At 66.5% G+C, this 25,487-nt stretch carries 20 protein-coding genes and 1 pseudogene; 9 read left to right on the top strand and 12 right to left on the bottom strand.

All coding sequences use genetic code 11. The features are described from left to right. Window positions 1-151: 151 nt before the first annotated feature. Window positions 152-1,066, bottom strand: coding sequence for a hypothetical protein (locus ABD126_RS34965; protein ID WP_343939212.1), 915 nt, complete (start codon window positions 1,064-1,066; stop codon window positions 152-154). A 386-nt stretch (window positions 1,067-1,452) separates the two neighbouring features. Then, window positions 1,453-2,556, bottom strand: coding sequence for a hypothetical protein (locus tag ABD126_RS34960; protein WP_343939210.1), 1,104 nt, complete (start codon window positions 2,554-2,556; stop codon window positions 1,453-1,455). On the opposite strand from ABD126_RS34960, the pseudogene ABD126_RS38915 reads away from it, so the two are divergent. Beyond that, window positions 2,546-3,058, top strand: a pseudogene (locus tag ABD126_RS38915) (phage exclusion protein Lit family protein); the annotation flags it as partial. The gene ABD126_RS34960 and the pseudogene ABD126_RS38915 sit on opposite strands and share 11 nt — an antisense overlap. Before the next feature lie 284 nt (window positions 3,059-3,342). Here ABD126_RS38915 and ABD126_RS34955 read toward each other — a convergent pair. The 10 genes from ABD126_RS34955 to ABD126_RS34910 form a co-directional block, all read right to left on the bottom strand. Continuing rightward, window positions 3,343-4,008, bottom strand: coding sequence for a hypothetical protein (locus ABD126_RS34955; RefSeq protein ID WP_343939208.1), 666 nt, complete (start codon window positions 4,006-4,008; stop codon window positions 3,343-3,345). A gap of 62 nt (window positions 4,009-4,070) precedes the next feature. Beyond that, entirely contained in the window at window positions 4,071-6,470 is a 2,400-nt protein-coding gene (locus tag ABD126_RS34950; RefSeq protein WP_343939206.1) for a hypothetical protein, read from the bottom strand. Between the two features lie 5 nt (window positions 6,471-6,475). Continuing rightward, window positions 6,476-6,907, bottom strand: coding sequence for a hypothetical protein (locus ABD126_RS34945; protein ID WP_343939204.1), 432 nt, complete (start codon window positions 6,905-6,907; stop codon window positions 6,476-6,478). A 37-nt stretch (window positions 6,908-6,944) separates the two neighbouring features. Beyond that, the gene (locus ABD126_RS34940; protein ID WP_343939202.1) at window positions 6,945-7,199 is read right to left on the bottom strand and encodes a hypothetical protein; all 255 of its coding nucleotides are present in this window, start codon (window positions 7,197-7,199) and stop codon (window positions 6,945-6,947) included. A gap of 1,545 nt (window positions 7,200-8,744) precedes the next feature. Continuing rightward, a complete protein-coding gene (locus ABD126_RS34935) occupies window positions 8,745-9,335 on the bottom strand; it encodes a recombinase family protein (protein WP_343939200.1) in 591 nt (196 codons plus the stop codon). 425 nt (window positions 9,336-9,760) lie between these two features. Next, window positions 9,761-10,807, bottom strand: coding sequence for a recombinase zinc beta ribbon domain-containing protein (locus tag ABD126_RS34930; protein ID WP_343939198.1), 1,047 nt, complete (start codon window positions 10,805-10,807; stop codon window positions 9,761-9,763). Then, a complete protein-coding gene (locus ABD126_RS34925) occupies window positions 10,804-11,097 on the bottom strand; it encodes a recombinase family protein (RefSeq protein WP_343939196.1) in 294 nt (97 codons plus the stop codon). Before ABD126_RS34925 ends, ABD126_RS34930 begins: the two co-directional genes overlap by 4 nt. 55 nt (window positions 11,098-11,152) lie before the next feature. Beyond that, window positions 11,153-11,482, bottom strand: a complete 330-nt coding sequence (locus ABD126_RS34920; protein WP_343939194.1) for a hypothetical protein — start codon at window positions 11,480-11,482, stop codon at window positions 11,153-11,155. A gap of 265 nt (window positions 11,483-11,747) precedes the next feature. Beyond that, a complete protein-coding gene (locus ABD126_RS34915) occupies window positions 11,748-14,915 on the bottom strand; it encodes a glucan 1,4-alpha-glucosidase (protein ID WP_343939192.1) in 3,168 nt (1,055 codons plus the stop codon). An 89-nt stretch (window positions 14,916-15,004) separates the two neighbouring features. Next, window positions 15,005-16,165 (bottom strand): ROK family protein, encoded by a 1,161-nt coding sequence (locus ABD126_RS34910; protein WP_343939190.1) that lies wholly within the window; start codon window positions 16,163-16,165, stop codon window positions 15,005-15,007. 190 nt (window positions 16,166-16,355) lie between these two features. Here ABD126_RS34910 and ABD126_RS34905 point away from each other — a divergent pair, with 190 nt between their 5' ends. From ABD126_RS34905 to ABD126_RS34870, 8 genes are all read left to right on the top strand, one after another. Continuing rightward, window positions 16,356-17,636, top strand: coding sequence for an ABC transporter substrate-binding protein (locus tag ABD126_RS34905; protein ID WP_343939188.1), 1,281 nt, complete (start codon window positions 16,356-16,358; stop codon window positions 17,634-17,636). A 23-nt stretch (window positions 17,637-17,659) separates the two neighbouring features. Next, the gene (locus tag ABD126_RS34900; RefSeq protein ID WP_343939186.1) at window positions 17,660-18,625 is read left to right on the top strand and encodes a carbohydrate ABC transporter permease; all 966 of its coding nucleotides are present in this window, start codon (window positions 17,660-17,662) and stop codon (window positions 18,623-18,625) included. After that, complete coding sequence (locus tag ABD126_RS34895; protein WP_343939184.1) at window positions 18,612-19,514, top strand: carbohydrate ABC transporter permease; 903 nt, start codon at window positions 18,612-18,614, stop codon at window positions 19,512-19,514. The genes ABD126_RS34900 and ABD126_RS34895 overlap by 14 nt, the downstream gene beginning before the upstream one ends. Before the next feature lie 19 nt (window positions 19,515-19,533). Beyond that, on the top strand, window positions 19,534-21,276 hold the full coding sequence (locus ABD126_RS34890) for a glycoside hydrolase family 13 protein (RefSeq protein ID WP_343939182.1): 1,743 nt from the start codon (window positions 19,534-19,536) through the stop codon (window positions 21,274-21,276). Between the two features lie 56 nt (window positions 21,277-21,332). After that, the gene (locus ABD126_RS34885) at window positions 21,333-23,630 is read left to right on the top strand and encodes a family 49 glycosyl hydrolase (protein ID WP_343939180.1); all 2,298 of its coding nucleotides are present in this window, start codon (window positions 21,333-21,335) and stop codon (window positions 23,628-23,630) included. 217 nt (window positions 23,631-23,847) lie between these two features. Then, a complete protein-coding gene (locus tag ABD126_RS34880; RefSeq protein ID WP_343939179.1) occupies window positions 23,848-24,555 on the top strand; it encodes a hypothetical protein in 708 nt (235 codons plus the stop codon). Window positions 24,556-24,620: 65 nt separating this feature from the next. Next, window positions 24,621-25,034: a hypothetical protein gene (locus ABD126_RS34875; RefSeq protein ID WP_343939177.1), complete on the top strand. Its 414-nt coding sequence runs from the start codon at window positions 24,621-24,623 to the stop codon at window positions 25,032-25,034. Continuing rightward, window positions 25,031-25,450 carry a DoxX family membrane protein gene (locus ABD126_RS34870; protein ID WP_343939175.1) on the top strand — a complete coding sequence of 140 codons (420 nt, stop codon included), beginning with the start codon at window positions 25,031-25,033 and terminating at the stop codon, window positions 25,448-25,450. The genes ABD126_RS34875 and ABD126_RS34870 overlap by 4 nt, the downstream gene beginning before the upstream one ends. The last annotated feature ends 37 nt before the right edge of the window (window positions 25,451-25,487 follow it).

Genomic DNA, 25,487 nt, shown 5'->3' with positions numbered 1-25,487 from the left:
GAGCCTTCGCGACGATCGTCGAGGGGACGGACAGACTCGCCGCGGCCGGACTCGACGAGGACGAGGCGCGCACTCGCGGTCGACGCCCAGGCCGGGCCTAGGTTCAGTCCCGGCGGACCAGTCGGGTAGCCGGTGGTGGGCGGACGGACGGTCACAGGCTCAACTGGCCTGTCGGCGTCTTCTTGGCCAAAGCGACCAGCTCCCCGACCCAGTCAGCGGACAAACGCAGTCCTTCGGCATGTTCGACCATCCACTCGGCGGCGTAGCGCTTGCGCGCCGCTGCGGTGATGCACGCGGCGTAGCCCGGGTCGGCGGCGAGCCGGGCGGCCAGGTCCGCCCTGCGTGGCAGCAGCGCCTGTTCCTGCTGTTCAACCTGGTCACGTACAAGTTCCAGGGCCGCGCTGACGATGTGGTTCTCATGCCAGCGAAGGCGTGGGTTCCCCAGCAGCTCGGTCAAGCCAGGTACACCCCGTGCCGCGGCCTGGTGGCCGCGCCAGGTCGCGCGCCGGAATCCCGGATCGGCCGCCACGGTGTCCACCCACCGCCGCACGACGTTCTCGGGCAGATGTTGCGGCGCCTCCTCCTCGTCGTCGACCTCCGGCGACCACCGTGCAGTGCGTACCCTGTCCGCAGCGGTGTCGGTCAACTGCTCCAGCGGCTCCGACCAGGCCGCGACGGCGGACCAGAGGTTGACCACACCACCGTGGGCGAAGCCGACCTCCACCTGCCGGGTCCAGCCGTCGATCCTGTCCAAGGTGGTACGCAGCCTCCGATGATCGGCTTCGGCGAGATGGTCACCGGCGGCGGCCAACACCGCCGCGGCGTTCACGGTGCGATGGTTGAGGTACAACAGCACCGCGCCGCAGGCGGCTGCGGCGTCGAGAGCCTGGTCCAGGGTGACCTCGTCGTCGAACACGACGGTGTCGACGTCCAACGACGCCGCCAACACCGTCAGGCCCTTTCGGCGAGCGGTGTCGCGTACGTGTCGTGCATGGTCGGCCAAGCTGTCCCGATCGGCGGCGGCGAACCCGCCCACCGCGTCCTCCACATCCTGGGGCGTCAACATGGTGGGAACTCCACCAGCGGACACCGACAAAACCGGCTGCCCCGACCGCCCGACGGGATAAGTACGCTCGATCAGGTGATCCGGCGGGCCGCCAACCCGGCAGGGCCGAGAAGCAACGATATCCTGGTGTCACCAGGCATCTACTCTGAAGATATCAAACGCTTCCCCAGCTTTCTAGTGTCCATGAATTTGATGTTGAAGTCCGTCGAAGTCCAGGCGAACAGGATCCGGCAGCCCCAAGCGGCCTGGAGCTAGCGCGCGACCTTCAGCGACATCGCGATCAACGAGTCTTCGACGTCACGACCAATCCTTTTATCCACAGATCCCTCATCTCCGCACCAGGCCCCCTTCACCTCAAGCCCGAATGGGCCTTCTAGGGCACCGAATCAGCCGAGAGGGGTATGCCCATCGCCCATCTTCCTCAGCCCCATCACCGCACCGTTGGCGTCCATGAGGATCACTCCGCCCCATTCGGCAATGATTTCTTCTCGGCGTTCCCGCCACTGGGCACTGAGGTCGGGCAGCATGTCGTGGGTTCCCTTGATATCGGGCTCGCCACTGAGGAGATCGTGGAGAACACGAGGCATCTTCCCCGAGAAGACCTCGATACGCTGCTTGTTCAAGCGAAACACATGGTCGGTGCCGACCAGGGACAGACCGGCCAGCTCGAAATTGACGTCGAAGTCGACGTGGTTAGGCCCAGTCTCGTGTTCACCCCCGAGCCTGACCCGTTGGCGCGGGGTCAGCAGACCCCCGGCGGTGTCCCGATCTCCGGCGAAAGCCAACAACCCGGCGCTCGCCGTTCGGGCAAGGACCCGAGCGAACCACTCCGACCGTTCAGGAGCGATGTAGAACCCCGGGCGACGGTCGAGCTCCGCTTCCTCATCACGTACGGGGATTCCAGGGAACTCGTGGTATTCCTGGACATCCCCGTTGAGACCAGGCTCGTGGTCATCTCCATCGCCTGACAGCGCCAGTGTGCCATCACCGGGCGGATCGAGGATCCTCATCTGGATGCCGCCGGTGTCGTCCAGCGAGGTGGACATCATCAGCCCAGGCGGTGTCACGTCACCCTGCTCCGGGTCCCCGATCACCACCGCGTTCACTTGCGCGGCCGCCTTCGCAAGCTGCTTGTGCTGAGCGTCAGCCGCCCCGTGGGAGCCTTTGCACTCCACAGTGATGACGCGTGCCGCCTCGCCTTCCCGGAAGCCGAACAGGAAGTAGTCGGGCCGAAGTCTGGTATCGGACTTCGTCTTCACCTCATTGCCTCGCAGCGCCCACCCCGCCTCCAGCGCGACATCCGCGTCGACGATCTCGAATCGGTAGTCCGGGTGGCGTCGCCGCGCGATCCTGAGCGCCGCAGCCAGCGCGAACGCAATGCCAAGATCCTCGGCTTGTACCGACCGCCGATGGTACCGAGGATCCCTACCACTGTCCGAGAGTTCCATCCGGCCGTGGGCGTTCCGCTGAAGCGACGTGATGTACTTCAAACATCCCCCGTGCTGCGCCAACGCTCGTGACGAACCATGCCCGGACAACACCGTTGCCCGCCTGAGTAGGTGCAGCGGCTCCCACGGCAAGGTCAACCAGCGTCGTGTGTCAACCTACTCTCCCGAAGCGCTACGCGCCCTCGCAGAAAAACTGAGCCGGCTACTACGCGATCCCACCGCCTTCGCCACACTGCCGGACCTGTTTGCCGACGTCGGCGTGCGCCTCGTACACGTCGAAGCGTTCCCTTCCAGCAAGATTGACGGCGCCTCGTTCAACCTAGATGGCGCCCCTGTCATCGACATTTCCGGTCGAGGACACCGGATGGACAAGGTTCTCTTCACGCTGCTGCACGAGGTTGCGCACGTTGTACTTGACCACATCGCCGATGGACTGATCCTCGACGAAGGCGACGCAGGAAGCCTCGACAGAGAAAAGGAAGCCGACCGCGAAGCCAGAGAGTGGGTACTAGCAGACCAGCTACCCGCAGTACCGGAACGCATCAGTCAGACCTGGCTAGCCACAGTGGCCAGTTCGCTCGGCGTGCATCCCATCATTGTCGTGGGGCGACTCCAGAACGACGGTCTCCTGAACTGGCGTAGCCTCCTGGCGAAGGACGCACCGACGGCCACCACGTTTCTAAAATCCTGGGGATCATGCCGTCGCCAGTGCTTTCGCAGGAACAGCCGACAAACTCCACGGCAGGCGCACATCGTGCTACGAACCTGCCGCTCAATAGCACTGAAACATCACCACCCCATTGTGTTACAGGATTTTACGACTCTCGATTATCCGAGCTCCTTGAGGAGGTCGTGTTTGTCGAATCGCACCAACAGGAGCTTGAAGACGTTCATGAGAAGCTGTCGATCCTCCGCGCCCGTGAACTCTGAGATGAACTTGAGGACTACTTGCTCGATCGCAGTCTTGGGATGCATTTCATCATCACGGGCAGCGGTTATGGCGGAAACGAAACTCTTAAACGAGTCACTGTCGATCACGGAAAGTTGTTGGGGATTGTTGCTCGCCCACCACAATTCGGCGATGCCAGGAGATTTGAGTGCATGACGTAGCGCGTAGAGTTGAGCGCTCGTGCGTTCACGTCGGGTCTCCTCATCCCTACGCAGCGTCAAATAATCCCTGGTGGCACTGATCGCTTGCGCCGATGCAGTGAGCGTAGCGTTTCCGGTCACCGCGAGCGGCACTGATTCGAGATTCACCATAGGATCTATGGCGGCGTTGACAGCAGCTTGAGCGGCATCGTGGTGCAATACGTACCACTTTCTCGTAATGAGCTCCGCTGTCCTCCACAGGTGTTCCATCGTCAACGCGTAGCCATGCTGTCGAGAAACCTTCGGGTCGTCGCTCGTCCACGCCGCGCGAAGCGTCACTGTAAAGTCGATGCCGTCGATCTTGCTTGGTAGCGAAGTGTCCATGATGACCGCTCGGGTGTTCACCGGCGGGCGCCATCGCGGGTTTCGCTCAGAAAAAACGAATCGGCGGCGGCGAGGGCGATCACTCATCGCCGAAACCAACTCCTTCGCTCAATGCCGGCACCATCCGGTGGAGGTGCTGTCGGCATGATCGGATAAGCCGGTGCACTCAGGTCAGAAGACTCCGATTGGCGATCCGTTATGGTACTTCCTCGGTCGGCCCACCCGGAACCGTTGTCTTGGTCCGTGACAGTCTCCTGGTCATCCTCTACTGCGGCCGTACTCGACGGGCCGTCCACCTTCCGCGGTTCGTCGGTGACCTCGTCTGGACCCAGAGAATTCCACATCGGGAATCCTTCGACTGCATCGGGAGTATCGACTAGGGTTTCCTCGACAGGAAAACCCACGGAAACAGGTGTCGCGGGCACCGCGTGGTGTGTTTCGTCGAATAAAAGATCCAGCAACTTGAGGTGGGCGGCATTGCCACCATCCTCGACATTACCCACTGCAGGATTGAAGAGAACTTTTCCGGCAATAGTCTTCTTGAGATTGCCTTGAATCGCCGGCCCGATGATGTCGACAGTGATGTCGATGAATTCCGGCCTTCTGTTGGCGAAGCTCAGGAGTCTGCGAATCGCGGAGACGACCTCACCATCACTTGGATCGGCGTAGACGGCCGTATGCCATGCAGCAGCGAGCACGTTGCGTATATCGTCGTCGTGTCGGCACTCAGTCAAGAGACGCGCCACAGGTGGTTCGCCACCGTTTTCGATCTCGACATAAGGTTCCATCAATGCCAGGAAGCCTGTTTGACCCGGCGTCGGGTTAGGCTCGCCCATCCAACCGATGACTTCAGCTAGTACTTCCTGAAGACGGCCGGGATAATGCGCGATAGCAACGATCGCTGCACTGACCTTTTCCGCGAATAGATCCGCATTAGAGCGCAGAAGAATTTTCTTGAGACGTGTCAGTGCGACCACCGTGCGCTCACGCCCCAACTCGCCCTGGCACACCGCGATAACGATGTCAACGAGCCGCTCTGGCGTGCTCTTTTGGTCGGACCACGCGCGCAGCCGTTTGCGAACTTTCGCCCCCACAACCGGATCAAGGCATGTGTCCTCCAACATGCGCGTGGCCAATATGTCCTGATCGGTTCGATTTTTAACCCAATTTTCGATCAATTCGAGGAACTCGACGGAGTCGCGTCGAATTCCCATGCCGGTCACCGAGGCAGCAATCTGTTCGATGTATTTCTTGCCGACCCGCCCGTCAGTGGTGACCTGGACAATCCACTGCTTGTAGTAGTTGTGGATCTGGACGCGTTCACGCCAAACGTGATCCAAGACGGCGCCATGGAATCGAGGACGGGTGGGTTCCAGTTCTACCAGGCCGTCTTCGCCTGTCACGGCTCCTACCCGACGGAGTCGCTCACTCAAGTCGGGACCTGACAGCGGCCGATGGACGTCTGTCGCGTGTCCGGCTACTTCCAGGAAGTGGTCGGTCATCGTCAGGATGTCGCCAGCTGGCGCGCTTCCGACAGTGGCTGCGACGATCTGCATCGCCCGTTCGTATGGCCCTCGCTCGGCTTCCTCAGATTTCCACCAGTCGGTGAGGTGACGACGCCACCCGTGGAACTGGTCAACGGCGTCGGCTCGCCCCGCAGGGGAGTCTTCGGCTGCGACGATCGCTTGGTAGAGCCCATCCAGATCGCCCGGAAGGGGGTTATGGCGCAGAATCTCGCGGAAGCCATCGAGACTGAGCCATTGCACGCGCTCAGGGTACGGCGAAGACGAGTGGGTCAATCGCGCTTCGACGATCGCGTATGCCGTCGGGCGGCCGAGGTCCCGCACAGTGAGGTCGGATGTCGACCCGGCGCACGCCTTCCACACCTCAGGGGTGGTCAGCACGATCAGAAACGATTTGATCGCCGCAAGCTTGCTTGCGTAGTCGACAAGTTGTGTGCCGAACTCTTCGCCAGGAGCCTGATCCAGGCTGTCGCTCAAATCCAGGAGGAGTCCTTGATCGGGGAAAAGTTGCAGCTTGGAGATCCGAGGCTTCTCCCAATCCTCGTCCAATTCTCGAAGTTCGAGATTCGGACGCGCTTGTGCTGTGTGTTGACGCTCCGGCCGTGGCTGTCGCAGTTCCGCGAGGAGATTAACTGCAGCGGTCCTCTTGCCGGTACCGGGCGCAGCGGAAATGATGAGCACATTCCTGCTGTTCAGCGTGCTCCAGGCATCGCCATACCCAGGAGGAGGGACAAACGCCTTCTGCGCCTCGGCCACCTGATTGTCGGCAATCTCGTCCGAGTGAACCCACGCGTGACCGGTATAGATATTAGGCGCATAGTGAATGTCCCCGTGGCCCCCAACGATCTGTGTCGAAAACGGTTCGGCTTGCGCTTCGATCCTGATGTCCCGAGGAGTAGTTTTGTTCGGCTCGATGGTCGGGTGGTCGTACGGTGTAGCGTCATCCGAAGAGGGCCGCATCGTTGTTACTTCCTCGGGTCGATGCCGATGTTGCCGATTCCGGTGATGTTCTGGGTTGATTTGCGGTCAGCTCGCGCGTTGATCGTGATATTGTGGCCGACCACCGCCTTCTGCGCCACCTTGTCGTGTTCGGCCAGGAAATCCCTAACCTCAGCAATGGCATCGGGGTGGTCGTCCAGGAAGTCGCGCATACGCACCGACCACTCGGTCTCCAGAGTTTCGACCAACGCTTCGCGCTCACCTTGAGATGCGACGATGAGAGCGTTGCGCGCGGAATCCAGCCGAGCGATATCCCGCTCGGAAGATTCGCCGCGATGACGTCGGGAAAAATTGTCGAACCAGTCGCGCGTCTTGTTCCACCCTTCGGTCACCATCAGCTCGACCAGCACTCCGGCCGCCACTCCGCCGAGGGCGGTGGCCTCAAATGGGATTTCCATGCCTCACTCCTTGTTCTCCTCAAACCGCGTCGAACACTCAATAATCACCGTTGGCTTGCGACTCCGCCACCGTCGCACGAAGAGGCGCCCACGGGTCAGCGGCAAACGGCTTGCGTATCAACACTTCTACGCGCTGCTCGGCATCCTGCAACTCTTTATGGGCCACCAGGGCGCCCTCGAACAGAGAGTTTGTCACTTTTCTCATGTCCGGCACGCAGCACACAACAAGAATGACGCACACAAGAAGAATGAGAAGTACCGCCACCAGGACCGGCGTTATCTCTTCGGCCACAAAAAAGATACTAAAGAGAGATATTACAACACATGCGCCCCAGATCGCCATGAATGACGGTATCCACCGGATTCGGCGATACGTTGACCACGCGGCCGAAAACTTCTGCCCACACTCCTCGACGTCTGCCAACGCGTGAAGAATGTATTTCACACGCACGTTGGCACGAGTACAGGAGGGCATGCGTCGAGCTATACGGCGCAATTCCCAGCGCCGTAGCAAGGGGTTGCTGAAGCCAACGTAATCCACCGCTAGCTCGTATTGGCGCGGCTTCGGCTTCACCTGAGTCCTCCCGAGCCTTTCGCCCGAGCGGACGCTTGGTCAGATCTGGGTTCGGAGCCGCAGCCTTGACCGCGCGTCGTTCGGGTGCCGCGCGACCGACCGAAGGCGCCAGTCGGTAGGGCCGGGACACCAGCACGCACCTCCGAAGGTACGACGTGGCATCCCGGCAGGCGTCGCTGTCGCGTCTGTGCTGGATGCGACGGCTCGGGTCCGTTCCGCAGTGCCATGGGCAGGTTGCTGTCCTCGCTCGGCCGGGAGCATGTCTGATCGGTTCGGCTACGAGCAGCACGAGGGCTGCTCGTAGCCGAACCGCCACTGAGACAGGAGCAGGCGATCGACAGATGGATATGGGCTATCCGAGTGAAAGTCGAATGTCCTTGTCGCCAGGTCGGTGCAACGGACAGCAACAGCGGCAACGCCCGACGACCGCTGGCTCGCGGCGGCCCGGTGCTGTGCCGATGCCGAGCCGGTGTACGTGTCCTGGAGGCGTTCGGCGCAGGTGAGCTGGCGGATTGCGCCGTCTGTCCCGTGTTGCATCACGGCGGCGGTCATCCCGCAGAGGCCGTGCCGAGGTGCGTCGAGCCTAGAGTCGCCCTGGTCGGCGATGCGCAAGCTGACCCCACGACGCTGTACTTCACACCACGCCAGGTCGACGCCCTGCAGCACCGTATTCCGTCATGCATCGCCACGGTGGCAAGCCAGCACGCGGGGTCAGCGTCTCTTCGGCCAGCGCTCGTCGAACAGATTGAGGGCATGCGCACGATTGGGCCGACGGTGGGCCCCGGCACGGATCGGGCGGGTGATCGCCGAGACCACCGAGGTGGTCTACGCCGTCCCGTACGGGTGTGGCGGCTGCGCAAGCGAGCTCGACCATCGCGCGGCGGGCGTGCTCGGCCTCCGGACTTCCCAGCCAACCCAGAGCGGACTCGGAGATGTCCTCAATGCGCAACTGGATGCCGTTGACGGCCTGATCCTCACTCGGCTCGCTCACAGAATCGACGCTACGTGCAGGCACCGACAAACCTCAGTCCGACACGACTGCAACGGCACCGATCACGCCCCCGTCAGGGCAGAGGCTGCGCCCGGATCTCGCCCGCGAAGACAACCTCGAACCCTGCCCGACGGTCCCACCGCGCCGCCAGCTACAAGATCAGCACACGCCGGCGGTCTCGGCCATAACGCTGCGCAATTGCACGTAGAGCGCCAGCGCCCTGCTCACGACACAGGCGCAGAGGAGGCGAGCAATACTCACGGCAACCTCCGTCAAGGTCGAACTCGGCGTCCGCCCTGCCCACCCACTCGACGTCTCCCCACTTCGCCTCCCCACGCCGCGGGCGAGTGGACAACCGACTGCAACACGGTCAACAACGCGGGAAACCCCCGACCGTCGACCGGGATGACACCGCCCGCCTCGGGCATCCACACCCGCAGCCCATGACGCCCCGACAGCGACACCGTCTCCCTGAACTGGGCGACGGCGCCAAAGGCCCGCTCGTAGTCGCCGACCACCACGGCGTCGAAGCCGCGGTCCGGGTCACCGAACGCCACGCGCAACGCCGAAGCCTGCGGACGATCGAACCACGACACGCGCGCCGTCACCGCGATGTCGAAGAAACCCGCCACGATCACACCCTTCCCGGCGATCGTGTGCTCGGCCATCTCACGCTGCCACTCCTCCGACACTTCCGGCGCATCGCCATCGAACCCGCCCGTACACCCGTAGAACGCAAACCGCACCCCGCCGGAGACCTCGTCAGACCCGGCTCCCCTCCCCCGGCGGGACGCACCGGCCATCCACGAGCCCAACGCGCCCCGATCGCCGTCATCCGACAACGCCACCACGATCGCCTCCAAACCTGCCGCACTTCCCAATGCAATTACCGGCTGTCACATATAGGAACGAAATACACATCAGTGCCATCCAGTTCGACAACCGCCCACCCATCGCCAATTCGAACTCCATGCAGAAGCCCATTGCACGCTCTTGCCGGCCTGAAGCGACCGCGAATCTCACAATATATCTGCGCCGACATCTACACGTACGGACAAGAATCCGACAACCTCACCGACAATCACCTAATGTAACCACCAAAGAGATCACCTCTTTCTCGGAGCGAAAGCCGAAGTGGGAAATTTCCCACTCTTGCACAGACGCCTCACGAGGCTGCTACACTGGGCTTATGCACTTCCACGTCTGGAAAGAGGTGGGAAATTTCCCACAGCCGGGTGTTCGGGAAAACTTCTCGGACACATAATTTGCCCCACGATGCAATTCCAGGTCAGCTGGGTTGTGTCGTGGGGTTTCGTGTTTCCGGCATCGCGTCGAGCTTACTCGTTGCCCCTTGCTCGTGGGTGGTGCGCGGGTGTGGTGGCAGGAGGAGCGGGCGCCGTCCGGCTCTGCGCGTGGAGACCTCGTGACGATGGCTGTCCGGGTGGTCGTGCGGCGGCGGGTCGTCTCCGCGGACCTGGGGAGCGTCCCGCAAGCGGGTCGTGCGGAGGGCGTCGTGGATTCCGGGGCGGTGGCGCTGTCGTTGTGGCGCGGCGGGGCGAGTGGGGCGGTTGTGCGTCTGGCGAGAGTGTCGGACGGGGTGGGCCGCCGGTCTTGTCGCGGCGCTGCTCCGGCTTGTGGGTGTGTCGGACTGGTCGGCTTCCGAGGCGGTCGTGTGGCTCAGGGCCAGGAGGAGTTGTCGGCCTGCTTCGTGGCCGGTGTCCGGGGCCGAGGTCCGAGCGGGTCGTGGTGGGTGGCGTCGGCGTGGTGTGCGTGCTCGCGCGGTGGTGTTGTGGTTGAGCAACGTGATCCCGCCGGTGTCGGCACTGAAGGTCAGATCGAGTTCGTGGACCAGTCGTGCGGTGTGTTCGGTGTCGGGGTTGTCGGCGATGCCCGCGGCGGTGAGGTGTGCCGCGATGCGCGCGAGTAGATGGTCCTCGCGGAGGTAGAGGTTGCGCTGTGAATCCTCGGGTCGGGTGTGGGCGGCGGCGTGGCCGTGACGGCAGCGATAGGCGGCGCGGGCGTGAGCCCGGTGGGAGTCCATCTTTCGTCCGCACAACCCGCACCGGAGTCGGCCCGCCAACAGGTAGACGTTCTCGTTGGGGTCGGTGTCGGCCTGGCGAGTGTTTCGTCTGGTGGCCTGGATGGTTTGGGCGGTGATGAAGTCCTGCTCGGTTACCAGCGGCGTGTGGGCGATGCGGGTCGAGATCGCCCAGTCATGGTGGTGGTTGCGCACGGTGGCGCGTCGTCCACTGGGGGAGCGGGTGGCGCGGTCGGCGCTGGTGCGGTTCCACACCTCGTGGCCGGTGTAGCGCGGATTGCCCGGGATTTCCGTCACGGTGCGCAGCGACCAGCTGCCGTGCTCGACCCGGCGTGCGTGGGGGACGGGCTCGGTACGGACTTCTCGTTGAGGTGGCGGGCGATGCTTGCGGTGCTGTGTCCGGCCAGGCGTAAGGAGAAGATCAGCTGCACGACGGGCGCGGTGGCCAGGTTGGGCATGAGCCGCTGCTGCCGCACCCCGCGCCGCGCCAACGCCCGGTTTGGGTGCGGCCCGGCGTCGACGAGACGGTAGCCGTAGGGAGGTCTGCCCCCGAGGTAGCGTCCCTGCTCGATGGTCTGCATGCGCATGGCGGTGACGACACGGTGGCGGGAGCGCAGCACGCGCGTTCGCACTCGCCGACAACTACCGCGTCGATCTGGTCGGCGTTGGCCGCGATGTAGCGCAGCATTGCCGCGGCCCGAGGCCGCAGATGCCAGGGCACTGCCGGGAGCATCCGACCTCGAAGTACTCGCCCACGATGGTGCCGTGTTCTCGGGTGAGTTTGCGGGCGATGTCCAGTTGCCACGCACGTGAGGTGCGTGGGTCCTGGTGTTCGCGGGTGGAGGCGCGACCGTAGAACAGGAACCGCAGGCTTTCGACGGGAGCGGCGTCCATCGCCGCGATGCGCGGTGGGATGGTGGCGGCGATCCACTCGGCGAGTGTGGTGGGGCGTGGCAGGGCGGACACCGTCATGGCGCGGTCCTCGGCGTCGGAAAGAGGTTGGGTTACCGACGTGACGAGGCAGGGGTGTCGTGATGACTAGCCGTCCCTCCGAAGTGCCCGGATGGAGCAGTACATCGCATCGTCTGTCTAGCTGGGCGCAGCCAACCCAGCTTGCACCGGTGCCCGTCTCCACCGAGCGGATCAGGCTCGACCGGCTGGTTGACCATGTGCCCAAGGCATTGTGGGGTGCGGGCGCGGGCACCGGTTTACGACCAGGTGCCCGTGCCCGCTGCTTTCAGGGGCGCAAGTTGACGAAGGGCAGCACGACCGGGATGGTCGTGGTCCAGTCGAGGACGGTGGACTGGGCGGCGTCGCCGGTGATGGCGTCGATGGTGTTGGGGTCGCGGGTGTCGGTGTCGCGGCTGGGCAGGTCGAAGCTCTGCTCGCCCGCGCCGCCGCCGAAGCGGAACTCCTTGGTCCACGGGAATCCGTTGTCCCAGTGCGCCTTGCTGTAGACGGGTCGCACGAGGCCGATGCCCTCGCCGGGTTCGGCGTTGGAGTAGATCGACACTTGGTAGCCGGCGGTGGCGATGTCGAGCCCGAGCGCGGAGGCGGGCACGGTGACCACGATGTCGTGGGTGGCGGGCACCACCCGCAGCTCGGCTGCGGAGACCTTGGTCAGGGCCGGGTCGTAGACGCCGAGCGACAGTGGTTGGTCGGCGTAGCGTCCGTCCGCCACGACCGCGCGCTGCCACGTGCCGCCGGTGGCGGTGTTGGTGCCGGGCAGGCCGGGTGCGGTGCGGGCGTCGGAAGCCGGGTCGCACAGCAGGATGTTGACCCGCTGCACGCTCATGCCGTTGCCGCCCCACGGGTTGGTGATCGCGCCGGCCACTCGGGTGACGAACCGGACGCTGTCGCCGTCGCGGAACACGTCGAACCTGGTCAGGTCAAAGCTGTCCGGGGTGAATGCGCTGTTGGTCGGATAGACGTAGGTGCCTGGTCCGTGGTCGTCGCCGACGGGGTCGGTGAGCCCGCCTACGCGTTCGCCGTAGGACAGCACGGTGCGCCGCTCGTATGCGGTGGCGCCATCCCGGCCGACTGCGGCGACGCTGATCGTGTTGTCGATGCCGGTCAGGTCGACCTCGGTGCTGAACCGGCCGCCGGTCACCGCAACCCGCTTCTTCACCGGGCCGACGGCCACGACGACGCTGGGGGCGTTGGTGTTGCCGTGGACGCGGACGGTGCGGCCGGTGGCGGTGGACAAGTCTTCGGGGCCGTCGAGGGTCAGTGCGGCGGTGGCGACGGGGCCGGTGCGGTACCGGTCGGCTACGACGGACGGCGTCTCGACGGGGCGGCCGGCGGCGATGCCCTGGGCGAGCCGGACGTACTGTGCCATCGCCCACGCCAGTGGCGCGGCCGAACCGGTGCCTTTGCCGAACACGTGCCCGTGCCGGGTGGGGTCGGCCTGGTCCCACACCTGCTCGGGGATCATCCGGCCGCTGTTCGCGGTGGCGGCCATCGTGCGCAGGTACGGCAGCGCGTCGCGGCCACCCGCCAGCTCGTACTCGCCGCGCTCGCCGGACAGCAGCGGCCACGGGCGGCCGATGCCGACCCCGGTCCACGGTGCACCGTCGGCGGTTTCGCCGTAGCCGTCGTGGGTGTAGCGCTTCCACAGCTCACCGCTGGGGGTGCTCACCTTGATCGAGGCGTCGACCTCGGGCAGCGACCCGGCGACGGCCGGGTCGTCGGGCGCTTTGACGCCGAGTCGCACCAGTTCCAGGAAGCCGGCGTCGACCAGCGCGTTCTCCGGGTGCACTCCGGCGCCGTTGGCCCAGTTGCGGGTGGCGCCGTCGTCGGGGTCGCCGCTGCCGGAGATGCGGATGTAGTACTCGCCGTCGCCCAGTGGGCCGGTGGTGGTGACCATCCACCGCTCGGCTTGGCGCTGCCAGGAGTCGGCGGTGGCCCGGTACAGGGCGGCGGCGTCGGGGTCGCCGGCCCGGTGGGCGATGTCGGCGGCGGCGGTGAGCGCGGCGATCTGGGCGGCCAGGGTGGACGGCGAGTAGCCGCCGGTCTCCTCCCACCGCTCCTGCGGCGTCTTGGGACCGGCTTCGACGAGGTAGTCCGCGGCCTTGGCGATGTGGTCGCGGTAGAACGCGGCGTCGAACCGCTTGGTCTGCCAGGCCAGCAGGATCGGGAACGCGGTCTCGTCGAGCTGGACGTTGGTCTGGTCGGGGGTGCCGTCGACCTTCGAGTTCTGCGGGAAGCTGCCGTCGGGGCGCTGCTGGCGCGTGAACAGCCAGTCCACGGCCCGCCGGGCGGCGGCGGTGTCACCGGCGGCGAGCAGGGCGGACACCTGGTGGTACATGTCCCGCGCCCACACGAAGTGGTAGCCGGTGCCGCCGCCGGAGGCGCCGTCGGCGGGGACGGCCTGGCCCCACGGGATGGTCAGCGACGCGGAGAACGCGCCGGGGTGGGTCTTGTCCTCGTGCGCCTTGACCGCCATGACCGAGGCCCAGTACTGGTCGAGCAGGTCGCCGCTCAACTGCTTGGGCGCGGCCTTGAGCGAGGCGGTGTAGAGGTGCCAGCCCAGCTGGTACCAGCGCTTGGTGACTTCGAACGGCCGGTGCAGGCTGGCCCGTGCGGTGGTCAGCGCGGCTTGTTCGTCGACGGCGAAGCCGATCGCGAGGGTGGTGCGGGTGCCGGCCCGGCCGGTGGGTAGTTGGGCTACCTGGGCGATGTTGCCCGGACCTGCCTTGGGGTGGCGCGAGGTGAGCGTGTAGTTCGCGGTGATGTCGGCCAGGCCGTCGCTGGCGCCGGCGTAGCCGGTGGAGGTCGCGGTGAAACCGGTGCCGGAGACCAGGGCGGCGGCCACGGGCCGGTAGGGCAGGTGGGTGTCGACGGAGGTCAGCGCGTCCCGGGTGGCGCGGCCGGTGTCGTTGCCCGAGTCACCGGCCAGTTGGGGGTCGAACAGCACGTAGAGCCGCAGGTCCGCGTCCTTGAGGGAGCGGAAGTCGACGTCAACGAGCACGGTCGCGCTCGCGGGGTCGGTGATGTAGGTCTTGGTGAGCGTCCAGCGCCCGGCGGTGTCGGTGGCGGTCTGCCGGTAGGTCAGCGACCGCTGGTCGACCAGTGCGGTGGTGCGCGTGGTGCTCTCGGTCTCCCGCTGCGCGAAGGACTTCCCGTCGGTGACGACGAACTCCAGAGAGCGGGAGTTGGGGGTGTCGGCGCTGGGGTAGTAGATCTCGCTGAGCGTGCCGTCGGTGAGGGTGTACCAGACCTTCGAGCCGGTGGTGGTGGAGGTGCCGATGCCGTCTTTGTCCCCGGTGGTCCAGGTGGCCGCCGCGCCGGGTGCGCCCGGCGGTTCCGACTGGGCGACGGCTGGTTGGGCGGCGGCGGGGTGGGCGGACAGCAGGCAGGCCGCGGCGGCGAGCGCGATCGCCGCGCGTGGTCTGGGTGGTCGCATGAGTGCTCCTCGTTGAGCGGGCCTCGGCGGAGGCGGGCGTGCGCCATCGCCACGGCGGTCCGCGCCGTGGGGGATCGGGATGGGTGTGGTCAGCCGGCCCGCAGGGGCAGGACGGCCAGGACGGTGCGCTGGATGGCCACGGCGGCGGCGCCGCGGGCCCAGAGCGTGGGGTCGTCGTTGATGAACCGCAGGTCGATCGGCGACGCCTCGGCGTGCCGGGACTGGGCGATGGTCGCCCGCACCCGCGCCTCGGCGACCTGGGCGAGGCGGATGCCCTCGCCGGTGAGGATGATCCGTTCAGGCTGGGCGATGTTGGCGACCGCCGCGATCAGCGTGCCGAACGCGTGGGCGGCTCGGCCGACGATCTGGTCGGCGACGGCGTTGCCCGCTTCGGCGAGGTCGAGCACCTCGTCGTAGGTGACGGGCCGGCCCAGCGTGAGGGCGGCTTGCGACTGGATGCCGTCGGTGGTGAGCAGCGCTTTCACGCAGCCGCGGTGGCCTTCGGGGCAGATCGGGCCGAAGGGGTCGACGGGGAAGTGGCCGAGCAGGCCGAGCCCGGAGTCGGGACCGCCGACGAGGCGGTCGTGGATGACCAGGCCGCCGCCGACGCCCGCGCCGATGGTGAGCACGGCGAAGCTGTCCACGTCCCGGCCGTCGCCGAACCAGTGTTCGGCCTCCAGCAGGGCGTCGAGGTCGTTGGACACCACGGTCGGCCTGCCGGTGGCGCGCGAGACCGCCGCGCTCAGGTCGACGTCCTTCCAGTGCAGGAACACGGCGCGCTGGACGCGGGCGAACTCGTGGACCACGCCGCCGATGCCGATGCCGACGGCGGCGACTGGTCGCGCGGGGTCGTCCAGTGACGCGACCAGGTCGGCGATCCGGGCCACGACCGACTCGACGTCCTGGTCGGCGATCTCGACGGAGGCGTGGTCGAGGATGTCCGCGCGCAGGTTGGTCAACACGGCGTAGGCGCGGAACCCGGCGAGCTTGATGCCGATGAAGCGCTGCACGTCCGGGTCGACGTCCAGCGGCTGCAACGGCCGGCCGCCGCCGCGCAGGTTCGGCGTGTCCACCTCGCGCAGCAGGCCCGCGTCCATCAGCGGCTTGGTCAGCCGGGTCAGGCTCGCCGTCGACAGGCCCAGCCGGTCCGCCAGCTCCGACCGGGCCAGCGGGCCGTGCAGGAGCACCTCCAGCGTCACGCGGCGGGCGGAGGGCAGCAAGGGTGCCCAGGGTGAGGCGGCGTCGAGCACGTGCGCTCCTCGTCGAGTGCAGGGGTAACCGGGCCGCAATAGTACCGCCGCGAAACTACCTGGCAAGACCTCCCGCGTGACGAAAACGTGACTAGCTGCGGGTTGACGGGTTACAGTGGCTTCACCCTTAATGTTGCGACAAAGAAAACCCCGGTAGGCGACGCCGCCGTCGCGACTCTGGAGGACCGACATGCGCAAACACCCCCTACGGCTGGTCACCGCGGTGGCCGCCGCCTTGGCGCTGGTGATGACCGGGTGTTCGAGCGGAGGTGACTCCGGGGACCCCGACACGCTCAAGGTGTGGTGGTGGGAGTCCGACGACAGCGCGCTGTCGGCCGCCTGGAAGCACGCGATCTCGATCTTCGAGAAGGAGCACCCCGGCGTCACGGTCAAGCAGGAGCTCAAGACCTACGAGCAGATGCAGCAGTCCGGCCAGCTCATCCTCGACTCCAACGACACCCCCGACGTGCTGGAGTACCTCAAGGGCAACGCCACCGCCGGCGTCGTGGCCAAGGCGGGCCTGCTCACCGACCTGACCGAGGTGGCCAAGAGCCGGGGCTGGAAGGTCGACAACACCGCCCAGCAGGTCGGCCTGTACGACGACAAGGGCCTGATGGGCTCGGGCAAGCGGTACGGGGTCACGAACTACGGCGAGTACGTCGGCGTCTGGTACAACCAGGACCTGTTCACCCAGCACAACGTGCCGGTGCCGACCACCCCGGCCGAGTTCGAGAACGCGCTGAAGACCTTCGCCGACAAGGGCGTCACGCCGTTGGCGCTCGGCTCGGCCGACTACCCCGGCCCGCACCTGCTCTACTCGCTGGCGCTCGCGCACATGGACCAGAAGTCGCTGGCCGCCTACCAGCGGTTCGAGGGCCAGGTGGACTGGTCGGCGTGGGAGAAGGCCGCCACCACCATGCGCCAGTGGGTGGAGCGCAAGTACATCAGCACCGACTCCACCGGCATCCCCGCCCAGGACGCGGGCAACGCGTTCATCGCGGGCCAGTACCCGATGTTCGTCTCCGGCACCTGGTGGGGCGGGCAGATCGCCGAGCAGCCGACGTTCAAGACCGGCCAGTTCCTGTTCCCGGGCAACAAGCTGCACCCCGGCTCCGGCGGCAACCTGTGGGTCGTGCCCGCGAAGGCCAAGAACAAGGACCTCGCCTACGACTTCATCGAAATCACCCAGCGGCCCGAGGTGCAGAACCTCCTGGCCGACAAGGGCGGCGTGCCGGTCGCGGCCGAACCCGGCGCGGCCAGCTCGGCGATGGGCCTGCTGGTGGGGGAGCGGTTCACCGAGCTGCTCGCCGGCGACAACGGCGGCCTGGCCTGGTACCCCGACTGGCCGGTGGCCGGGCTGAACGACGTGCTGCTGGCCAACACCACCAACCTCGTCGGCGGTGACGCGAGCCCGCAGCAGGTGGTGGAGGCGATCAAGGCCGCCTACGACGCCGGCAAGCCGTCCGCCTGACCGGCCGGGCCGAAAGGATCGCCATGTCCTCGATGGACGCAGCCTCGACCACCACCGCCGCGCCTCGTCGGGCGCGCAAGGGCACGACCGAACGCAGGGCCGGCTACTGGTGGTACATCCTGCCCGGCGCGATCGGGTTCCTCGCCGTCGTCGCCGTGCCGTTCGGGATGAACCTCTGGTACAGCCTCACGTCCTTCCGGGGCGTCGGCACCCCGGTGTTCATCGGGCTGGAGAACTACCAACGGCTGATGGGCGACCCGCTGTTCTGGGCCTCGTTCCGGCACAGCGCGGCGTTCATCGTGGCCATGGCGATCCTCCCGACCGCCATCGGGGTGGTGGTCGCGGCCGTGCTGTTCAACTTCATCTCGCCGAGGTTCGGGTCGAAGGTGGCGAGCTTCCTGCGCGCCACCTACTACCTGCCGCAGATCCTGCCCATCGCGGTCGCGGGCGTGCTGTGGAAGTGGATGTACCAACCGCAGTACGGGATCATCAACACCACCCTGCGCGACGTCGGGCTCGGCGGCCTGGCGCAGAACTGGCTCGGCGACTCCGACCTGGCCATCTACGCGGTGATGAACGTGTTGGTGTGGCTGCAGATCGGCTACACCGTGGTGGTGTTCATGGCCGGGCTGTCCCGGGTGGACCCGGCGTTGTACGAGGCCGCCGAACTCGACGGCGCGAGCTGGTTCCAGCAGTTCCGCACCATCACGCTCAACCAGCTGCGCCCGGAGATCGCGGTCGTGCTGATCACCACCTCGGTGGCCGCGCTGAAGGTGTTCGCGCCGATCTTCGTGCTCACCCGCGGCGGGCCGGGCACCAGCACGATCGTGCCCGCCTACTTCTCCTTCTCCAACTTCTTCACCACCACCAAGGTCGGCTACGGCGCCGCGGTGGCTTCCGTGCTGGCGCTGATGATCTCGGTCGTCGCGGTCGCGCTGCTGCGCTACCAGACCCGCAACTCCGAAGGGTTCGAAGATGGCCGTGGATAGCCTGGAGAAGCCGGCCGTGATCCCGACAACGCCTCCCGCGCCCACCGTGCGCAAGGTCAAGCGCCGCAAGCGCGGCGTCAGCGGCTGGGTGGTGCTCGCCCTGGTCGCCGGCGTCGGCCTGCTGATGTTGTTCCCGTTCTGGATCGCGGTCATCAACGCGTTCAAGCCCGCGCCGGACTACATCGCCAACGGACCGGTGTCGCTGCCCACGGAACTGGACTTCTCCGCCCTGGTCGACTTCTGGGGCGGCGTGGACTTCAACCGCAAGCTGCTCAACAGCGTGGTGATCAGCGGCAGCGTGGCCCTGATCGCGGTGGCGCTGAGCCTGCTGTCGGCGTTCGCCATCGGCATCGGGCGCATCCGCGGCCGGGTGTGGATCCTCGCGCTGTTCATGCTCGCGTTCACCATCCCGCAGGAAGCGCTGGTGTACCCGCTGTTCGTGCTCACCCGCGACCTCGGGCTCTACGACACCATGACCGGCGTCATCGTCATCCTGGCCGTGCTGCAGAGCGCGTTCGGCACCTACATGCTGTCCTCGGTGCTGGGCACGTTCCCGCCGGAGGTGCTGGAGGCCGCACGGCTGGACGGCGCCTCCCGGTTCCAGGTTCTGCGGCACGTCGTCCTGCCGCTGACCAGGCCGACGATGGCGGTGCTGATGACGTTCTTCTTCATCTGGACCTGGAACGACTTCTTCCTGCCCCTGGTGCTGCTGCCCTCGGCGGACAACCAGACCGTGTCGGTGGCGCTGGGCGCGTTGAGCGGCCAGTACACCAGCGATCCCACGGCGCTGGCCGCGGCATCGCTGGCGGGCATCCTGCCGGCACTGGTGTTCTTCCTGCTCTTCCAACGCACGCTCATGCGCGGCGTGAACCTCGGCGCGGTCAAATAACTCCCCACGAAGGACATCCATGACTCTCGACCAGACGGTCGCCCCCACCCTGGACGCGGCCCCCTGGTGGACCTCGGCCGTGGTCTACCAGGTCTACCCGCGCAGCTTCGCCGACTCCGACGGTGACGGCGTCGGCGACCTGCCCGGCCTGATCGACAGGCTGGACCACCTGGAACGGCTCGGCGTCGACGTGATCTGGCTGTCTCCCGTCTACGCCTCGCCGCACGCCGACAACGGTTACGACATCTCCGACTACCGGGCCATCGACCCCGCGTTCGGCACGCTGGCCGACTTCGACCGCCTGCTCGCGGAGGTCCACGGCCGGGGCATGAAGCTGATCATGGACCTGGTGGTCAACCACACCTCCGACGAGCACCCGTGGTTCGTGGAGTCCCGCTCGTCCAAGGACAACCCGAAGCGCGACTGGTACTGGTGGCGACCGCCGCGCGAGGGGTTCGCGGCCGGCGAGCCGGGGGCGGAGCCGACCAACTGGGAGTCGTTCTTCTCCGGCCCGACCTGGACGCTGGACGAGACCACCGGCGAGTACTACCTGCACCTGTTCGCGCCCAAACAACCGGACCTGAACTGGGAGAACCCCGAGGTCCGCCACGCCGTGTACGAGATGATGCGCTGGTGGCTGGACCGGGGCGTGGACGGCTTCCGGATGGACGTCATCAACCTCATCTCCAAGGACCCCGCCCTGCCCGACGGCGCCACCACCGGGACCGGCGGCCTCGGTGACGGGTTCCCGCACTACGGCACCGGCCCGCGCATCCACGAGTTCCTCCAGGAGATGCACCGCGAGGTGTTCGAGGGCCGGTCGGACCAGCTGCTGACCGTGGGGGAGATGCCGGGCGTCACCTGGGAGGACGCCCGGCTCTTCACCGACCCGGCGCGGCGCGAGCTGGACATGGTGTTCCAGTTCGAGCACGTCTCCCTCGACCACGGCCCCGGCGGCAAGTTCGACCCCGAACCGCTGGACCTGCGCGACCTCAAGGCCTCGCTGGGCCGCTGGCAGACCGCGCTGGGGGACGTCGGCTGGAACAGCCTGTACTGGAGCAACCACGACCAGCCCCGCGTCGTCTCCCGCTTCGGCGACGACGGCGAGTTCTGGCGTGAGTCGGCCACGGCGTTGGCCACCGTCCTGCACCTGCACCGCGGCACCCCGTACGTCTACCAGGGCGAAGAGTTGGGCATGACCAACGCGCCGTTCGCCGACGTGCACGACATGCGCGACGTCGAGTCGCTCAACCACTACCGCGAGACCGTCGCCGCCGGCGCCGACCCGGAAGCAGTGCTGCGCGGCCTGCGCGCCATGGGCCGCGACAACGCGCGCACCCCCGTGCAGTGGGACGCGACTCCCAACGCCGGGTTCACCACCGGCCGGCCGTGGCTCCCGGTCAACCCCAACCACACCTGGCTCAACGCCCAAGCCCAGTACGACGACCCGAAATCCGTCTTCAACCACTACCGACGGCTCATCGAACTGCGCCACGCGCTCCCCGTGATCGCCCGCGGCGACTTCCGGATGCTCTTGGCCGACGAGCCGTACCTCTACGCCTACGAACGAGCCCTCGGCGACGATCGGGTGCTCGTCGTGGCCAACCTGAGCGGGACACCGCAAACCGCCACCCTGGACGGCGAATGGTCCACCACCGACCTACTGCTGTCCAACACGGACGAGCCGTCCGTTGTGAACGGCCGGATCGCGATGGAGCCGTGGTCGGCCCACGTCTTCATGCGATCGATCCACAGCAAGTAGCACCACGCGCACGAGCATCAGCACGCCCTTCCCAATGATGAGAAGAGGACCCTGCCATGCCCGCAGCAAGAACGTCTCGGCCGGCGGCACTCGTCGCCGGCCTGGCGCTCGCCCTGGTCGGCACCATCGTGCCCGCCTGGGTGGGCGCGCCACCGGCCCAGGCCGCCGTCACCACCGCCGACAGCGACCAGCTCAAGACGTGGTGGCACGACAACCACGAGTTCAACACCAGCAGCCCGGTGGCGAGCGACAAGGTCAGGCGCTCGTCGTTCTACGACGTCCAGGTCGCCACCGCCGCCGCACCGGCCACCAGGTACGACTCGTTCACCTACCTGAGCATCCCGCGCAGCGGCAAGGGGAAGATCGGCTACACCAAGGAGGACGGCGCGGAGTTCTCCTCCTCGGCGAACCTGACGATGAGCTGGTCGTCCTTCCAGTACAGCACCGACGTGTGGGTCGACGTGTCCCTGCGCACCGGCCAGAGCATCTCCTCGACCGACCAGGTCAAGATCAAGCCCAGCGGCCTGGACTTCGCCAAGCAGCTCGTCGACGGCGACACCGTCCGCATCAAGGTCCCCTACAACGCGGCGGGCTACCGCTTCTCCGTCGAGTTCGACCCTCAGCTCTACACGGCGTACAACGACATGTCCGGCCCGGCCGGTGACGCCGGCAAGCTCACCACATCGTCGGGCAACGGCAACCGCGCCATCCACACCGAGCCCCGCAACTCCATGATGGTCTTCGCCGAACCGACGCCGACCGGCGCGGAGCGGGACCGGCTGATCCCCACCTCGGCCTCGGGCAGCACCTACTACCCGCCGCAGGGGCAGGTCACCAACCTGAACACGATCAGCGAGGAGATCGTGTACTTCCGGCCCGGCACCTACTACATGACCTCGAAGTACCACGCGCTGCTGCCCAAGCAGGTCAAGTGGGTCTACCTGGCCCCCGGCGCGTACGTGAAGGGCGCGATCCGCTTCCCCGACGACAGCCAGGGCCTGTACAAGGTGACCGGCTACGGCGTGCTCTCCGGCGAGCAGTACGTCTACGAGGCCGACACCGCCAACAACTACGACCACCTCTCCGGCGCGTCGAACTGCCACTCCACCTGCGTGAAGATGCTCCAGTTCGCCTCGGCCCACGGTCGCCAGCAACACCTGGACCTCCAGGGCGTGACCGTCAACGAACCGCCGTACCACTCGTTCGTCGTCTACGGCGACGAGCAGACCTTCAGCATGCGGGTCGAGAACTACAAGCAGGTCGGCTCCTGGTACTGGCAGACCGACGGCATCGAGCTCTACCGCGGCAGCACCATGAAGAACACGTTCTTCAACGCCAACGACGACGTGCTGAAGATGTACCACAGCAACGTCACCATCGATAACACCGTCATCTGGAAGAACGAGAACGGCCCGGTCATCCAGTGGGGCTGGACCCCGCGCAACATCGACAACGTCCGCGTCACCAACACCCACGTCATCCACAACCGGATGTACTGGAAGGACGTCAAGTACAACACCTGCATCCTCAACTCCTCCTCGCACTGGGAGAACATGGGTTCGACCACCACGGCGAACCCCAGCTCGTGGGTGAAGAACATGACCTTCGAGAACATCACCGTCGAGGGCATGACCAACTGCGCGATCCGCATCTTCGCCCTGTCCAGCACCGAGAACATCCACGTCAAGAACCTCAAGATCGACGCATGGAGCCAGCTGGACCCGTCATCCCAGGTGAGCCTCCTCAAGCGGTACAGCAACAGCAGCGGGCAGAAGGTCAACCTGGGCAACGAGACCCGTGACAGCCGCGGCCTGAAGCTGGAGAACTACACCGTCGGCGGCACCGTCATCGACAAGGCGGGCACCAACTGGGCCGCCGACCAGCTCGGCCGGCTCGGTTTCGACGCCGAGACCTGGGACAACTGGAACGCCTGGGGCCCCGGCGGCAACAACTCCGGCCCGAACCCGGGCACCGGCGGCAGGATCGTCAACGGGGCGACCGCCAAGTGCGTCGACCGCGCGGGCGGCGGCACGGCGAACGGAACCGCGATCCAGCAGTGGGCCTGCGCCACCGTGCCCTCCATGACGTGGACGCTGGAGGGGCAGCAGCTCAAGTCCGGCGGCAAGTGCCTGGACGCCGAGGGCGGCGCCACCGCCAACGGCACCAAGGCCCACCTGTGGGACTGCGGCACGTGGGACAGCCAGAAGTGGGCCTTCCAGTCGAACGGCACCCTGAAGAACCTCAAGTCCAACCGCTGCCTGGACATCGAAGGGCAGAGCACCGCCGACGGCGCACGCCTGCACCTGTGGGACTGCGGCACCTGGAACAGTCAGAAGTGGACCCTCACCAGCTGACCGAGCCACCGCGACGCTGATCCCCGGTCGCACACCCATCACAATAGAGTCGAAAATGGACAGTGCTATTGCGACAAATGTGTTACTGATTGTCGTTCGTTGACAACGAAAATCTCGTGCCGCTAACCTGAAGATGCCGCCGCCACGGTGTACCAAGCCCCGGTAAGACACTCTTTCTCCCGGGCGCTTCCTTCCGATCCTGACGGAGGCACACCTGATGAAGAAGTCGGCCAAATCGGCGTTGTCCGCGACCGGAGTCGCCGGTCTCGCGCTGTCCGCGGCGTTCGTAGTGTCCTCGCTGCCGGCGAGCGCGAACGTCGTCGCGGTCACGTCCCCCGTGAGCGCGGGACCGGCGGCCCACGGCCAGCAGTACCCGGACGGCCCGTCGTCGGTGGACGGCTCGCCGCTGGAGCGGTGCCGGCGGGGCACGGACTACACCGTGCCGAGCCGCAACCCGGTCCTGGACGAACCGCTGAACACCGCCTTCAAGAGCAACGTCGGCCTGTCGGTCAAGGTGCAGCTCGAAGGCGGCACCTTCTACGGCAACCGCAAGCTCATCTTCACCAACACCAGCAGCGCTCCCGTACACACCGACTGCCTGGTGCTGAAGTTCCGCGCGCCCTCGGGATCGGTGGACCACCACTACCGGGCGTCCGTCCAGTACGGGCACCCGCAGCAGGACTACGTCGAGGTCCCGCGCGGCAACGGCGAGTCGCACTACATCATCCGGTTCGGCTTCCACGACGTGCCACTGGCCGACCGCACCATCCCGGTCGGGCAGACGTGGACCTACGAGCTGGCGGGCTCCAACCAGGGCTCCATGAGCCTGGAGGCCACGCGTGACTCCGTCGAGGTCCTGGCGGACATGAACGTCGGCGGCAACCACTGGATCTCCCAGTACGGCACCAAGCGCCTGGGCAACTGACGCCAGGTAGGGGGCGGCCCCGCAACGACGCGGGGCCGTCGCCCGGCCGTCCCGGGAGGACATCCATGAGAACCCTTGCCTGCCTTGCCCTGACCGTCGTGCTCGCCGCCGCCTGCTCAACAGGCGAACCCGACCACTCGCACCACCAGCACCACTCGATGACGGCGGAGGACGCCGCGCGGCTGCGCGGGGTCGCCACCACCTACCTCGGCCTGCTCTCGGGCGGTGACCCGACCACGGCCTGGGACATGTGGACCACCGACGCGCAGCAACGCGACCCTCGGGAGGCGTTCGTCAACCGGCTCGCGCACTGCGCGCCAGGGGTCCCGTATGAAGTGCTCGGCGTCGTCGCCGACGGGCCGGACCTCGCGCGGGTCGCCTGGCGACACGGCGAGCGCACCGGCGAGCACCTGCTGCGCCTGCACGACGGCCAGTGGCGGGTCGACCCCGCCGACACCACCACGTGCGGTGCACCATGACCACTCGCGCGGTGACATTGCTGCGCGGCTCGCTCGGCCTGGTGTTCGTGTGGTTCGGCGCGCTCAAGGTGGCCGACGTGACACCGGTCGCCGACCTGGTCGCCCGCACGGTGCCCTGGCTGGACCGCCAGCTGCTGCTGGTCTCGCTCGGCGCCGCGGAGGTGGTGCTCGGCGTGGCGCTGTGGCTCGGCCGCCGGCTGCGCTGGGTCGCGGCGGTCGCCCTGGTCCACCTGCTCGGAACCTTCCTGGTGCTGGTGGTCCAGCCGCAGGCGGCGTTCCAGGCAGGCAACCCGCTGCTGCTCACCACCGAGGGCGAGTTCGTCGTCAAGAACATCGTGTTGATCACCGCGTGCCTGGTGCTCATGTCGGCGAGTCAGCCACGACAGTCCGAAGACTTGATCGGCGCAAGGAAATAGACCACAACGAGGTGGCACATGCGATCCGTACGACGCA

The sequence above is a fragment of the Saccharothrix mutabilis subsp. mutabilis genome (assembly GCF_039521145.1).
Lineage (GTDB): Bacteria > Actinomycetota > Actinomycetes > Mycobacteriales > Pseudonocardiaceae > Actinosynnema > Actinosynnema mutabilis.
The sequence above is the reverse complement of the archived record's forward strand: the minus strand, read 5'-3'. Positions and strand labels throughout refer to the sequence as shown.